General features: G+C 40.7%; 9 protein-coding genes, 1 tRNA gene and 1 pseudogene. 8 read left to right on the forward strand and 3 right to left on the reverse strand.

Features of this window, described 5'->3' with window-relative positions:
• The 6 genes from WS40_RS09235 to bglS all read left to right on the forward strand — a co-directional run.
• Positions 1-1,131: M81 family metallopeptidase (locus WS40_RS09235; protein ID WP_046441776.1), on the forward strand; the 1,131-nt coding region annotated here is incomplete at its 5' end.
• Positions 1,132-1,437: 306 nt separating this feature from the next.
• Complete coding sequence (locus tag WS40_RS09240) at positions 1,438-2,460, forward strand: glycoside hydrolase family 5 protein (protein ID WP_046441778.1); 1,023 nt, start codon at positions 1,438-1,440, stop codon at positions 2,458-2,460.
• A 421-nt stretch (positions 2,461-2,881) separates the two neighbouring features.
• The gene (locus WS40_RS09245) at positions 2,882-3,739 is read left to right on the forward strand and encodes a hypothetical protein (RefSeq protein ID WP_046441780.1); all 858 of its coding nucleotides are present in this window, start codon (positions 2,882-2,884) and stop codon (positions 3,737-3,739) included.
• Positions 3,740-3,756: 17 nt separating this feature from the next.
• Entirely contained in the window at positions 3,757-5,181 is a 1,425-nt protein-coding gene (locus tag WS40_RS09250; RefSeq protein ID WP_022288049.1) for an ABC transporter substrate-binding protein, read from the forward strand.
• 120 nt (positions 5,182-5,301) lie between these two features.
• Positions 5,302-6,063, forward strand: coding sequence for a helix-turn-helix domain-containing protein (locus WS40_RS09255; RefSeq protein WP_046441783.1), 762 nt, complete (start codon positions 5,302-5,304; stop codon positions 6,061-6,063).
• A 114-nt stretch (positions 6,064-6,177) separates the two neighbouring features.
• Positions 6,178-6,945: a beta-glucanase gene (bglS, locus tag WS40_RS09260; protein ID WP_081856063.1), complete on the forward strand. Its 768-nt coding sequence runs from the start codon at positions 6,178-6,180 to the stop codon at positions 6,943-6,945.
• A 228-nt stretch (positions 6,946-7,173) separates the two neighbouring features.
• On the opposite strand, the gene WS40_RS09265 is transcribed toward bglS, so the two are convergent.
• On the reverse strand, positions 7,174-8,352 hold the full coding sequence (locus WS40_RS09265) for a hypothetical protein (protein WP_046441785.1): 1,179 nt from the start codon (positions 8,350-8,352) through the stop codon (positions 7,174-7,176).
• Between the two features lie 766 nt (positions 8,353-9,118).
• On the opposite strand from WS40_RS09265, the gene cas13d reads away from it, so the two are divergent.
• Positions 9,119-11,878 (forward strand): type VI-D CRISPR-associated RNA-guided ribonuclease Cas13d, encoded by a 2,760-nt coding sequence (gene cas13d, locus WS40_RS09270; protein WP_046441786.1) that lies wholly within the window; start codon positions 9,119-9,121, stop codon positions 11,876-11,878.
• Positions 11,879-11,929: 51 nt separating this feature from the next.
• On the opposite strand, the gene WS40_RS09275 is transcribed toward cas13d, so the two are convergent.
• Both WS40_RS09275 and WS40_RS09285 read right to left on the reverse strand, forming a co-directional pair.
• Positions 11,930-12,277, reverse strand: coding sequence for a hypothetical protein (locus WS40_RS09275; RefSeq protein ID WP_046441787.1), 348 nt, complete (start codon positions 12,275-12,277; stop codon positions 11,930-11,932).
• Positions 12,278-12,669: 392 nt separating this feature from the next.
• A tRNA-Pro gene (locus WS40_RS09285) sits at positions 12,670-12,746 on the reverse strand.
• A 225-nt stretch (positions 12,747-12,971) separates the two neighbouring features.
• Here WS40_RS09285 and WS40_RS09290 point away from each other — a divergent pair.
• A pseudogene (locus tag WS40_RS09290) lies at positions 12,972-14,953 on the forward strand (hypothetical protein); the annotation flags it as partial.

A 14,953-nucleotide genomic window follows, 5' to 3' on the forward strand; every position in this document is an offset into this window, starting at 1 on the left:
CTCAGCTCAATCAAGGCACTTGTTGGAGAAGGTACGCCGATATATGCTGTACTTGACCTGCACGCAAATGTATCTCCTCTTATGGTGAAGAATGCAGACCTTCTTCTGGGTTATAATACAGAACCTCACGTTGATATAAGGAAACGTGAATCGGAATGTGTGGAGATATATCATAGACAGCTTGAAGAAGGCTTTGTAATGAAAACGGCATATGCTCAGCCTCCGCTCCTTTTGCCTGCGATCAATACAGATACAAATGGTGGTGCTATGACGCCATTTATAGCCCAAGCTTTTGAATATGAGAAACAGGCAGGCGTTATCAATGTATCACCATTTGCAGGCTTTTATGGCTCTGACAAATATAATGCAGGTCCGTCTATTATTTGTACGGTGACAACAGATGTATCCGATGCACAGGCGATATGTAATGACATATCAAATATGTTTATAGACAAAAAAGATAGTTTCTTTGTGCACCTTGATCCACTTGACAAAATAATATGCACAATAAAGAGTGCACCTTCAAAGAAATATGCCGTTATCGATGAATGTGATGACCCGCTCGGCGGCGGTCCTGCTGATGGTACTTATATTCTTGATAAACTTATTGAGGGCGGTATAAATAAAATAGGGGTATCAACTATCTGTGATAGAGAGATCACGGAAATGGCTTTTGCAGCAGGAGAGGGTGCTGTTATAAAGGGACTTCTTGGTGGAAAAACTGATAATAAGCACGGACGACCTTTACCGATAACGGCGGTGGTCACTAAACTCATTTGCAAACCAATACCAATGTGCGAAGCTAATGGTGAAGAATTTGCAGATTATGGGGAAACATATACTGATTATGGTCGCATAGCTGTTATTAGCACGGAACAAGCAGATATTGTTGTAACTGAAAATAAAGTTCCAACGGAGATGATAAATATTTTTAGACATCTTGACATTGACAGCAACAAATATTCAGTTCTCGTTCTCAAAGGCTTCGGCCATTCATACAAGACAAATTTTAGCGACAAGGAATATGTATATTTTACAGCAGAGAGTATAGGTGTCAATAATCCTGACGTTACAAAAATCGGTGAATTTAAGAAGATAAGAAGACCTGTTTATCCGCTGGATATGAAATAGTATGTTAGCTATGTTTCAAGGTAATTAGATTACAGATAACAATAAAAGAAGTCACCGCCGCAGGTCGTATTAATTCGTGACCTGCGGCGGCCTTGCATTATTTTATGTATAGCCTATCCGCCGATCTGAGGAGTGCAATTTTTTCGTGCAACATAATGCTCGTCAATAGTTGGAAATGTATGTTTAGAACGCCACAATAACGTTACGATTTTTACACGAATATTAAAATTATGATATAATTTTCGATCGCATAGTGCTAAAATATAGCTGTAAGCAAAACTTATATCAGAAAAGACGGTTAAAAATATGAGAAGATTTAATGGCTATATGCACGGCATCGATATCGGAGGCTGGCTGTCACAATGCGATTACAGTAAGGAACATCTTGATAATTTTATTACAGAGGAGGACATCAAGCGTATAAAGGGCTGGGGCTGCGACCACGTTAGAGTGCCTGTGGATTATAATATCTTTCAGGACGAAAACGGCTTTATAGAGAGCGGCTTCGACTATGTTCAGAAGTGTATCGATTGGTGCGGAAATAACGGTATCAATATGATTCTTGACCTGCATAAGACAATGGGCTTTTTCTTTGACAAGGCTCAGGCTGAAAGCGGATTCTTTGATAACGCTGATCTTCAGCAGAAATTCTATGACCTTTGGGAAGAGTTTGCAAAGCGTTTCAGCAAATATTCTGACAGGGTCTCTTTTGAACTTCTCAATGAGGTAACTGACCCGAAATTCAGTGCAAAATGGAATGCTATCGTTGAAAATGCCATAAAGCTTATTAGAAAATATAGTGCTGATATAAATATTATTGTGGGCAGCTACTGGAACAACTCTATTGATTCAATGAAAGACCTTGATAAGCCTTATGACGAGCATATAGTTTATACTTTCCATTGCTATGACCCATTTCTTTTCACTCATCAGGCTGCCTATTGGGTAGATGAGATGCCGAGAGATTTCAGGATCGATTATCCGGGAAGCGTCCCAAAATACAGAACCGAGATAAAGCGTCTTGGTCTTGAATATATGCAGACATACGAGGAGGTCAAGACAGAGAAATTTACGCCTGATTATTTTATGGGAAGATTTGCTGAGGCTGTAAGGGTCGCAGAGGAAAGAAATGTTCCTATGTATTGTGGCGAATACGGTGTTATAAATCTTGCATCTGCTGAAAATACTCTTAACTGGTACAAGGATATAAGCAGTGCCTTTGAGAAATGTTCTATCGGAAGAGCGGCTTGGTCATACAAGGGTGTTGACTATGGCTTTATTGACGGACATCTTGACAGCGTTCTTGATGAACTGGTAAAGTATCTTTAATAGATCATTTCTTAATATAACTCCATTTTTGGACAAGCTCGGTCACGTTTGCCGAGCTTGTTTTTTTATGCTTAGTTTCATAAATTGATGTTTGCTCATAAAATTCTATTTACGATAATTATTTGATATAAATAATTGAATATTGATATATTAGTTTTGAAACAAAGCGTATAATATAAACATATTAATTCATAGTCACTTTCTTATAGTAACTTCCGAATAAACAGACCTGCTTGAATATCAAGTGGGTCTGTTTTCATATATTTATAATCTTTCATAAATTTGATATTAAACACTTTTATGATATTTATGTTACGTTTTTGATATAAACAAAACGTTTACATGGTTATAATATATACAGAAACAACAAAATAAATTGCTTTTAGCGAAAAATTTTATTGAAAAATAGGAGGAAAAAGTTATGAAGATCAAAAGATTTGTAGCAGGTCTTTCAGCAGCGGTTCTCGCAGCAACAATGATGTCAGTTTCAGTTTCGGCAGCAAAGCTTGGCGATGTTGTTCACCCGTCAGAGGAGGACTCAAAAATGAATGACTCATATTACTCTATCGGAGCAATGGGCTTTTATATGGGTCAGGACTGGACCTGGAATCAGGGCGACTGGGTAGGCATTGATGATGCTGGCAAGATAACTGTTGAATATAAGATAAGCAAAGTTGTCACCGACAAGACAATGTCAGGCAAGGGAACTCTTGGAGATATGGGCGTTATGGTGGCTAATCTTCCTGATGGTGTTTATCCTGTGGACGTTAAGATATCTGACGCAAAGTTCGTTGCCGAGGACGGCACAACAACGGTTTTTGATTCGATTAATTCTATCACTTCATTGGACGAGGACCCAGAGGGTGGAATAAGAATACATATCAGACCAACTGAAGAGGTCGATGATGAAACAGGCGAGGTAACAAAGAAATCTTGTCCTGAGGTCGCAGGCTGGGAGAAGGAAGGCGCTTTCAACGGCGGCACACTTTCAATGACGCTTGATTTCGGTGTTGCATCTGCCGAGGGCGTAGAGTCAAAAACAGATGCTTCAAAGGCAGATTCAAAGTCTGATGCTTCAAGCTCAAAGGCTGATACGTCAAAGAAAGACGTTTCTTCGTCTAAAGCGGATGCAGGCAAGACTTCTGCAACAGCGGCTACATCTTCAAAAGCATCTGACAATACATCTAAGGCAGCAGAAACAGGTGCGGCTGTTGGCGGAGCATTTGCTGTTATCGCTCTTGCAGGCACAGCAGTGATCGTTGCAAAGAGAAGAAAGTAATATTCGGAGGTATGGCTATGAATAATGCAAAAAGAGTTTTGACATTTGCCCTTGCAGTTTGCTCGCTTTCAGCATTTGCATCTTGCGGAAGTTCAAGTGATTCATCAAGCAAGGTCGTTGACAAAAAGCTTAAGGAAGATCAGCAGCAGATAGTTCAAAGACTTGCTGATGATATGAAAGATGTGAGAGATCTCAAGAGCAACGAAATAAAGTGGTTTTCACATTGGGATATCAACCCTACTGAGGCAGAGGACAAGGAGATAGGCGCTGACCTTGCTTTGTTCAAGACAAAGTATAATGGTAAGATAAACTGGGTACAGACCACTTGGGAAACTAAGTTTGACGATCTTGCGGCACTTGTAATGTCAAATGATTCACCTGATTTCATCGGTGCTGATGATATGGACGTTTTCCCTAAGGGTGCTATAAAGTCAATGATAGAGCCTATCGACGATTATATCGATCTTTCAAAGCCTCTTTGGACAGACATAAAGGGTGCGACAGATCAGTTTATGCTTGGCGATAAGCATTATGTGAGCGTTATCAGAACAGACCCTGCATATGTTTTTGTATACAACAAGCAGACAATGGAAGATAACGGCTATGACGATCCTGCTGAACTTTTCAAAGAAGGAAAGTGGAACTGGGATACATTCACAGAAATGTGTCTTGATTTTACTGACGCTGAAAGCGATAAATACGCACTTGACGGCTGGTATTATGAAAAGGCTTTGCAGCAGTCTTCCGGTGTACCGCTCATCGGTATCACAGACGGCAAGCTTGTAAATAATATTTCTGACCCTATGATAGCAAAGGCTCAGAATATGATGTATGAGCTGCAGAAGAACAATGTTGTTTATCCAAAGCACGAGAATAACTGGAAACTCAGAGGCGACGCAGAGGGCAGCGGAATGGCAACAGGTCTGACGCTTTTCTATCCTATCGGACTTTGGGCACTTGAGAATGCTCCGTCAACAACTGTAAACTATGGCGATGTATCAAAGGGAGAGGTAATGTTCGTTCCTGTTCCTTGCTCAGCTGATAGCGATAAACAGTATATCCCTTCAAGAGTACACGGCTTTAGCATTGTAAAGAACGCTCAAAATCCTGAGGGCGTGGCAGCTTTCCTTGAATGCTGCCGTTATGCAGAGCTTGACGAGGCTGCACATCAGATAACCCTCGATCAGTACAAGGACGATTACGGCTGGACAGATGAGATGCTTGAAATGAGAGAAACTATCTATGATCTGTCTGCACAGAATCCTGTATTTGACTTTGAACAGGGTGTATCTGCCGACCTTAACTCTATTTGCGATACTGCCATAAGAGGAACAATGAATCCGCAGGAGTCAAAGAGCTGGTCACAGGTCGTTCAGGAAAATGAAAAGGCTATAGATTATCTTATCGACGAGGCTATGACTTCAATGAAAGAGGCTAAATAATATCTAATTATCAGAAAAAAAGGGCGGCAGGGTGATTTGCCGTCCTTTTTCTATAAATATGAAGCTTTACTTGTGTCTGTAAATGTGATATAATAAGCTAAAAAGCAGGGGGTGAAAGCTATGGAAATAAACAGAGAATTGTCTAAGCGGCAGTTTATGCAAAAGGAAAATGACTATCATCATTCACCATATGAAACGGAACTGGAATTTTACTCTGCGGTGCGGGCGGGCGACCTTGAAACGGTCAAACGTTTGTATACGCCGCTGGATACAAACGGAAAGGGCAGACTCAGCAAAGACGATCTTAGAAACGTCAAGTATCATCTTGTCATAACCATAGCTATGCTGTGCAGGTTTTGCATCGAGGGTGGACTTGACCCGGAAACTGCGTATACCATAAGCGATATATACATTAATAAATGTGATGAGTGCCGCAATGAAGAAGGCGTTATGGCTGTACACAAAGAAGTCATCGTTTATTATACAAAGCAAATGAAAAAGGCTGCGTCACAGAACGTTTACTCAAAGCATATTCTTATGTGCTTTGACTGCATTTTCGATAATATTTACAAGGGCGTGACCGTCAATCAGATAGCTGATGAACTGAACATAACGCCTCAGTATCTTTCAAAGCTTTTCAGAGAGGAAGTTGGCGTAAAGATCTCTGATTTTATTATGTCAAAAAGGATACAAGCGGCTGAAAATATGCTGAGATATTCTGAATATAGTCCGCTTGATATAGCCAATTATCTTGCTTTCAGCTCGCACAGCCATTTTATTGCCTGCTTTAAGAAACAGACAGGACTTACGCCGAAACAGTATAGAGATCAGTTTTTCCGTGCAAACTGGAACAAGCATAGCACAAGCAGATCGAAAATATAAGTTGATATTAATATTATAATATTTGCATTACTTTTATGATATAAATATCACATCTGTTGAATTATAATACTTATAGAAGATAAAATTTTGATATTTATTCGGAGGTAATGAAAAATGAAAAAAGTTTTGGCTATGTCGATTCTCACAATGATAGTTATGTCTATGGGTGGCTGCGGTGCTTCATCTGACAGCAGTTCTTCGCAAGATGTCAGCAGCAAGGCGGAAACGGAAAGCAATTCTCCATACACGGTTGAGGCAGATTTCAGCAAGGGTGCGTCAAATGATTTTTCCATTTCAGCAGGCTGGTCAAATGGTGATCCGTTCAACTGTTCGTGGAGCGAAGATAACGTAACTTTCAATGACGGAAAAATGCAGCTTACCATTGACAGTATGGGCGATTCCGAAGCGTACAGAGGCGGCGAGTATCGTTCAAAGGAGAACTACGGCTATGGACTTTATGAGGTATCGATGAAAGCCATAAAGAATGACGGCGTTGTATCATCGTTCTTTACATACACAGGTCCGTCGGAGGATAATCCTTGGGACGAAATAGATGTTGAAGTTCTTGGCAAGGACACAACAAAGGTGCAGTTCAATTACTACACCAATGGTGTTGGCAAACACGAATATATGTATGATCTTGGTTTTGACGCTTCTGAGGATTTTCACACTTACGCATTTGAGTGGAAAGAGGATAGCATAACTTGGTATGTTGACGGAAAAGAGGCATACAAGGCTACTGAAAATCTGCCTGTTACGCCTGGTAAAATAATGATGAATGCGTGGAACGGCATTGGCGTTGACAGCTGGCTGAAAGCCTTTGACGGCACAGTTCCGCTTACAGCGGAATATGAGTGGGCAAGGTTTACGGCAGAAAAGTAAAGTGATCCGCATATTACGCTTGCGTTTATGTCTTGATTTTTTTAGTTAATGATATTGATATTTGAAACGACCCCGTTTGCTAGGTCAAAAAGTCTAGCGAATGGGGTCGGTTTATTTTACAAAGATAAATTTCATATATTCACTCTTCTCATGAGCCTGACTATTTATGATATCATGAGTATATTTCTGTATAGGGGTGTTTTTTTGCTATAATTTTCATTTATATTCTCACATCTCAACTTCTCGGTTATACGCCTCTGCCCCCTCGACATACAGCGTTCTCATTTCTTCAAACGAGTCGCTTGGGGATAGGATAACGCCGTCTTTGCCGAATTTATTGAAATAGTATTTGACTTGGATAGGCGGGGAGATGAACTCGTTGACAGCGTTGGGCTTGGGCTTTTCATTGCCTTTCAGTATGGGGCGCTGATAGAGTATTTTGCCGAACATTTCAACGCCTTTTTCGGTGAGGTACACTTTGGAGATATCGCTCTCATCACTGCCAAAACGTGGGTCGCTGAGTAGGTGCTTCACGGACTTGACGTGAACCTCTTTCAGCCGTTCGTATTCGGTGACGGAGGAGTATTCCTTTTGGCTGAGCTTTTCTGCAATGCTTAGTCCGCTCAATCTGCTTATGCGACAGCTGTCGGCTTTGAACTCTTTGCCTGCGCTTTTTTCATCGGACAGGCAGACAAGATAATTATACATCTTATATTCGTCGCTGACGATACGGTATGGGATAAGCCTTATGCGGCGCTTTTCACGGCTGTACATATTAGAATATGCGTAAATGAAGCTATAATATCTGCTGCCGTTTTGTTTGATGACTTCATTTATTTTTATGATATTGTCGGCGAAAATGAGCCTTTCACGTTCGCAATCTGACAGCAGGGCATAGTCCTCATACACGGCTTTCAGAAATCTTCTTAGGGTCGAGCTGTACACCTTGTTTTCATAATAAAGGTCATCACTGCTCAGTGTATCGTAAAGGTCACGGCATATGCTGAGCCTTACTCGCACTGCATTTTCGGTCTTGGTCTTTTCGTATTTTGCAGAGAGCTTTGAGATAAGATAGCTTTTTATTATCTCCTTGCTTTTATCATCAAGGCCGTCATCGATCTCCTCGATCTGCCATTTTACGAATGCGTTCAGAAGTGGGATACCAATATATTTATAGTTATCGTCACTTTTGTATTTTAATGATGCGATATATGCTGAATCAAATATACTTGTGAGAAATGAGGACATTGATACGCTGCCGTTAGGGGAAAGGCTTGTTTCAAATATGGACTTGTCCTTGATAATGACGGAATATGCAGAGGGTGAGAGGGGTATGGATTGCACCTCTGCGATATATGGTACGTTTTTGTCACGCTTGGGCAGAAATGTGCTTGGGGGTATGAGCATTTTTATCACCTCTTGTATCCATTATATCACAAATGTACTTTTTGTCAATATCATAGAAAATTATTTTGCTGAAATTGTGATATAAATGCCGTAAAAACGTGATAGATGTGCAAAAACATAGACAAAAAAGTTTTTGAAAATTACACTTTTGTTGACGATGATAAGGTGGTATAATGTATACAGAACAAAGGACAGGAGGTGATAAAAATGGGAAAGACGATCCTTACGGCTATCATTGTAGCTGTACTTGACTGCGCTATCGCAGCTGTCAAGGAGATTGGAGAATGAGATGAAATAACAACAGACGGGAGGTGATGAAAATGCTTTATGTAAAACAGCCACTTTCTATTGACATTTGTGCCTGAAAATGGTATAATATATTAAAGCGTCGATAAAATAAGTTTGGTGTTTTATCACAGAATATCATTGATTATTTTGTCAACTTTGACCTACTACACTGGTGCAAATTTGCACTAGTCTAAAACTGATTCTACCACAAAATACTCTCTTTCGTCTCTACTACACTGGTGCGAATTTGCACTAGTCTAAAACTGCTGTCATAAACTGCTTTCGGTTGTGTACCTACTACACTAGTGCGAATTTGCACTAGTCTAAAACAAAGTGTTTGCCTTTATGAAATTGGCTTTGGCTACTACACTGGTGCGAATTTGCACTAGCTGGCAAAGTCTAACATTAAAAACAACAAATAAAAAAATCCCTTAACGCTCAATGCGCTAAGGGATAACTAATATAAGGAGTGATATTTATGGCAAAAAAGAATAAAATGAAGCCTAGAGAGCTGCGTGAGGCTCAGAAAAAAGCCAGACAGCTCAAAGCGGCTGAGATAAATAATAACGCTGCTCCTGCGATCGCTGCCATGCCTGCTGCAGAGGTCATTGCACCTGTGGCAGAGAAGAAAAAATCCTCCGTAAAGGCGGCAGGAATGAAGTCTATTCTTGTCAGCAAAAATAAAATGTACATAACCTCTTTCGGCAAGGGCAATTCTGCTGTGCTTGAATATGAGGTGGATAATAATGACTACAACCAAACTCAGCTTTCCTCTAAGGGCAGCAGCAATATCGAGCTTCGTGGTGTAAACGAAGTAAACATCACTTTTTCAAGCAAGCATGGCTTTGAGAGCGGAGTGGAGATAAATACTTCAAACCCTACTCACAGAAGCGGTGAAAGCTCGCCTGTAAGAGGGGATATGCTGGGGCTTAAATCGGAGCTTGAAAAGCGCTTTTTCGGCAAAACTTTTGATGATAATATACATATCCAGCTTATTTACAACATTCTGGATATCGAAAAGATACTTGCGGTGTATGTAACGAATATCGTTTATGCGCTGAACAATATGCTTAGTATAAAGGATTCTGAAAGTTATGATGATTTTATGGGGTATCTTTCTGCAAGAAATACTTATGAAGTTTTTACTCACCCTGATAAAAGCAATCTTTCCGATAAGGCAAAGGGTAATATCAAGAAAAGCTTTAGCACGTTCAATGACCTGCTGAAAACTAAGCGTCTTGGCTATTTCGGTCTTGAAGAGCCAAAGACAAAGGATACAAGAGTTTCGCAAGCTTACAAAAAGCGTGTTTATCATATGCTTGCAATTGTGGGGCAGATAAGGCAGAGTGTTTTCCATGATAAGTCAAGTAAGCTTGATGAAGACCTTTACAGCTTTATTGACATTATTGATTCCGAATACAGAGAAACCCTCGACTATCTTGTAGATGAGAGATTTGATTCTATAAATAAGGGCTTTATCCAGGGCAACAAGGTCAATATCAGCTTGCTTATTGATATGATGAAAGGCTATGAGGCTGATGATATCATACGCCTTTATTACGATTTCATTGTGCTTAAATCTCAGAAAAATCTCGGTTTTTCTATCAAAAAGCTTCGTGAGAAAATGCTGGACGAATACGGCTTCAGATTTAAGGACAAGCAATATGACTCTGTGCGCTCAAAGATGTACAAGCTTATGGATTTTCTGCTTTTCTGCAACTATTACAGAAATGATGTTGTCGCAGGCGAAGCTCTTGTGCGTAAACTGCGTTTTTCAATGACCGATGATGAAAAAGAGGGGATATATGCTGATGAAGCGTCAAAGCTTTGGGGCAAATTCAGGAATGATTTTGAAAATATCGCCGACCACATGAACGGTGACGTTATCAAGGAGCTTGGCAAGGCTGACATGGATTTTGATGAGAAAATTCTTGACAGCGAAAAGAAGAATGCGTCTGACCTTTTGTATTTCTCCAAAATGATATATATGCTCACTTATTTTCTTGACGGCAAGGAGATAAACGATCTTCTTACAACGCTTATCAGCAAGTTTGATAACATCAAGGAGTTTTTGAAGATAATGAAAAGCTCTGCTGTTGATGTTGAGTGTGAGCTTACGGCGGGCTACAAGCTGTTCAATGACAGCCAGAGGATAACCAACGAGCTTTTTATCGTAAAGAACATTGCTTCCATGAGAAAGCCTGCGTCTTCGGCAAAGCTTACGATGTTCCGTGACGCACTGACTATACTCGGTATAGACGACAATATCACGGACGATAGGATAAGCGAGATTTTAAAACTTAAAGAAAAAGGCAAGGGCATACATGGTCTGAGGAATTTCATAACAAACAATGTTATCGAGTCCTCTCGGTTTGTATACCTTATCAAGTATGCGAATGCTCAGAAGATAAGAAAAGTGGCTAAGAATGAGAAAGTTGTCATGTTTGTTCTTGGGGGTATCCCTGACACGCAGATAGAGCGTTATTACAAGAGTTGTGTGGAATTTCCTGACATGAACAGTTCTTTGGAAGTAAAGCGCAGTGAGCTTGCGAGAATGATAAAGAACATCAGCTTTGATGATTTCAAAAATGTGAAACAGCAGGCAAAGGGCAGAGAAAACGTGGCTAAGGAGAGGGCAAAGGCTGTTATCGGGCTTTATCTTACGGTCATGTATCTGCTGGTGAAAAATCTTGTAAATGTCAATGCAAGGTATGTTATTGCGATACACTGCCTTGAACGTGATTTTGGGCTGTATAAGGAGATAATTCCTGAGTTGGCTTCAAAGAACTTGAAAAATGACTACAGGATACTTTCACAGACGCTTTGTGAACTTTGTGATAAGTCGCCGAATTTGTTCTTGAAAAAGAACGAGCGGCTGCGCAAGTGCGTTGAAGTTGATATCAATAATGCAGACAGCAGCATGACAAGAAAATACCGCAACTGTATTGCTCATCTTACTGTAGTTCGTGAACTGAAAGAATACATAGGAGATATTCGTACAGTGGATTCTTACTTCTCCATTTATCATTATGTTATGCAGCGCTGTATCACGAAAAGGGAAAATGACACAAAGCAAGAAGAGAAAATAAAGTATGAGGACGATCTTTTAAAAAATCACGGCTATACGAAAGACTTTGTAAAGGCTCTCAACTCGCCGTTTGGATACAACATTCCGAGGTTTAAAAATCTTTCAATTGAGCAGTTGTTTGACAGAAATGAATATCTTACTGAAAAGTAGCGTGGTGTAGATACCGCCGCTCTCTTGGGGGACAGGTGGCGGCGGTGATATTCATTCTTGTAAAAGATGTTGTGGATATTCTGTTTGATTTGTTTTTTGGAAAGAAGAAGTAGGACAAGTGAAAATCAGAGCGCTGTATGCAATGTGGTGCGGATATCTACAAACGCTTAGCAGCATAAAACTGATGAAACTCCTTAAAAAGCTGAATATTTTTCGATTTTCTACCTCATCAGCGTCATTAGGGGAATAGTCCCAATCGTCTGTAGAAGCGATAACAACAGTATCGTTCTTAAAGTCAACTATAGCGCCAACACCATATGTAGTGATAAGCTGAGTTTTTCTTATATCTCCAACGGAGATCTTTTTGTCTGAATATGTTGATATGCCATTCTTCTGCATAATCTCTTATTCTAGGCTCGATACTTTCGACACGTTCAAGCATGGTTCGTTTTATCTGATCTATATCTTTATCATCAGCAGTTTTTCGACGATGGCAGCAAAAATCCTGCTCTCACACAGAAGATCGTGGACAGCGTATCGAGGCTTTCTGAGAAGGATCAGAAGCTTGTGCTGGAGATTTCGGAGAGGTTGGGGAAAGATTGAATCGATAAAGTGCCTTAATGCTAGTCATAAGGCACTTTTGCTATGTGGAGCATACAAAAAAAGAGTTACGCTTTTCGGTTCCACAAAGCATAACCCTACTTGTTTAGGTAATACAAAAACTCCCCCTGCGGTGTTAAGTTCTGATAAAAAAAAAGCCATGACGGACAATGCCCGTCATGGCGAGTGACTGGTCGAGGTGACGGGACTTGAACCCACGGCCTCTGCGTCCCGAACGCAGCGCTCTACCAAACTGAGCCACACCTCGAAATACCACTGTAATATTATATCACACCCATCAAACCTTGTCAAGGCGTTTTTTCTGTTTTGTATCCTCTTTGCTCTTTTTTACTGCGTTGACCTTTGGCGTATGACGAATTTATTGAAATCATTCTCATTGTAACTTATTTTCATTGACATATGCCTTGCGTTGTGATATTATATATATAAAGGTGTTATCGTTTGAAAGTTTTTGTATGAGGTGATGAAATTGATGAATATGAAGAAAAGAATGTTGAGCATTGTCCTGTCTGGCGCAATGGCTGTTTCTACTGCTGTGTCTGCTGGATCGTTCAGTGCCTTTGCCGTGGCGCAATGTGTTGCGTATTCAGGCTCTAATGTGAATGATCAGGACTATGTGCAATGGTCTGACACAGTGAAATCTTACCTGACAGTGTGTGACAACGGCAATTATATGCGTGTCCAGTCAGGCGCTATCGAGGGCAAGCTCCTTGTGGAATATTACAGCTCTGATTTTGAACCGCTCAGCACTAAGCTTATCGACAATGAACTGCCGATCTTTGGCGCTTTCTATGACTCCGGCAATAATTATTATGTCCTTAGCGGTCAGGAAAATCCGAAACAAAACGACTCCCTCGAGGTTTTCCGTATAACGAAGTATGATAAGAATTGGAACAAAATAAAGTCCTGCGGTCTGTATGGAGCTAACACTACAGTTCCATTCGATGCAGGCTCGGCAAGAATGACCCATAGCGGTGACCACCTGCTTGTGAGGACCTGCCACGAAATGTATAAATCAAGCGACGGCAATAATCATCAGTCTAATGTTACCATTGAAGTGGATATGCCTTCAATGACTATCACTGATTCATATACCGGCGTCATGAACGTTGATTATGGCTATGTTAGCCACTCCTTCAATCAGTTTATAAAAACCGACGGCAACCATATAGTCGCCCTCGACCATGGTGACGCTCATCCACGTTCTGCCGTTCTGGTGAAGTATAATTCTGATTTTACTACAGGCAAATTCTTCCCAAGCTATTTTGAACAGGTCAGCAATATCGACGTTGTAACATACCCTGAATATACCGCCGGTCACTATAACTATACAGGTGCGGCTATAGGCGGCTTTGATGTGTCATCATCAAGCTATATCGTGGCACAGAGTACAGTAGACCTTGATTATATCAATACGTCAGAAACACGAAACGTCTACGTTTCCGCTGTTTCAAAGGACCTTTCCACAAACAAGCTCAATAAGATAACTTCTTATGCAGAGGGTACAGACTCAGCTTCTGCTCCACAGCTTGTGAAGATAAATAATAACAGCTTTTTGCTATTGTGGGCCAGAGATACAAAGGTAAGCTGTGTGAAGCTAAACGCTGACGGCACAGTAAACGGCAGTATACACACCTTTGAGGGAAGCCTTTCAGATTGCCAGCCTGTTATCAAAAACGGCAGAGCGGTTTGGTATGTTTACGATAAAAATAACGTGACATTCAACTCCCTGAACCTTTCAAATCTTGACGATATCAAGACGGTTGACGTCAAAACAGGTCATGACTACGAAACAAAGTACGCATCAAAAACTGACGGCACTGTAACACAGACCTGCAAGTCTTGCGGTTATGTGAATAAGTTCACAGTTCCGACCTCTACCACTGTTTATTGGCGCACAGACCTTTCGAATACGTCCTTTTCAAGCGTATTGAGCAAAACTCAGTTCAGTGTGGGCGACAGCATTGATTTCTGGCTTTATGACGATACAGACTACACAGTTGAATTTTCTGATCGCAGCATGGTAAGTGTAAATAAGCTTGAAAACTATGCTAATGATATCAGACGTATCACATTCAAAAACGGCGGTTCACTCACTGTAAAAATTTATCCTACATACAATCCGTCTGTAGCAAAGACATACAAATTCACCTGCGGATGCACGAGCCACACATATGGCAGTGCTGTTATCACAAAACAGCCGACCTGCACATCAGAAGGTACAAAAACAAAAACTTGTACGCAGTGCGGAGCAACAGTAACAGAAACAATTGCAAAGCTTTCCCACAGCTACACAACCACAGTTGTTGCACCTACTTGCACTACTAACGGCTACACACTCCACAAGTGTTCTGTTTGTGGTACTTCATACAAGGATAACACAACTAAGGCAACAGGTCACAGCTACGGAAATTCTGTTGTAACAAAACAACCGACCTGCACATCAGAGGGTAC

It is taken from the genome of Ruminococcus sp. N15.MGS-57 (assembly GCF_000980385.1).
Lineage (GTDB): Bacteria > Bacillota > Clostridia > Oscillospirales > Ruminococcaceae > Hominimerdicola > Hominimerdicola aceti.

Bases quoted from the DNA above. Each gene is read 5' to 3' on its own strand.
- WS40_RS09240 (WP_046441778.1), top strand. From the start codon at position 1,438: ATGAGAAGATTTAATGGCTATATGCACGGCATCGATATCGGAGGCTGG.
- WS40_RS09245 (WP_046441780.1), top strand. From the start codon at position 2,882: ATGAAGATCAAAAGATTTGTAGCAGGTCTTTCAGCAGCGGTTCTCGCA.
- WS40_RS09250 (WP_022288049.1), top strand. From the start codon at position 3,757: ATGAATAATGCAAAAAGAGTTTTGACATTTGCCCTTGCAGTTTGCTCG.
- WS40_RS09255 (WP_046441783.1), top strand. From the start codon at position 5,302: ATGGAAATAAACAGAGAATTGTCTAAGCGGCAGTTTATGCAAAAGGAA.
- bglS (WP_081856063.1), top strand. From the start codon at position 6,178: ATGAAAAAAGTTTTGGCTATGTCGATTCTCACAATGATAGTTATGTCT.
- WS40_RS09265 (WP_046441785.1), bottom strand. From the start codon at position 8,352: ATGCTCATACCCCCAAGCACATTTCTGCCCAAGCGTGACAAAAACGTA.
- cas13d (WP_046441786.1), top strand. From the start codon at position 9,119: ATGGCAAAAAAGAATAAAATGAAGCCTAGAGAGCTGCGTGAGGCTCAG.
- WS40_RS09275 (WP_046441787.1), bottom strand. From the start codon at position 12,277: ATGCAGAAGAATGGCATATCAACATATTCAGACAAAAAGATCTCCGTT.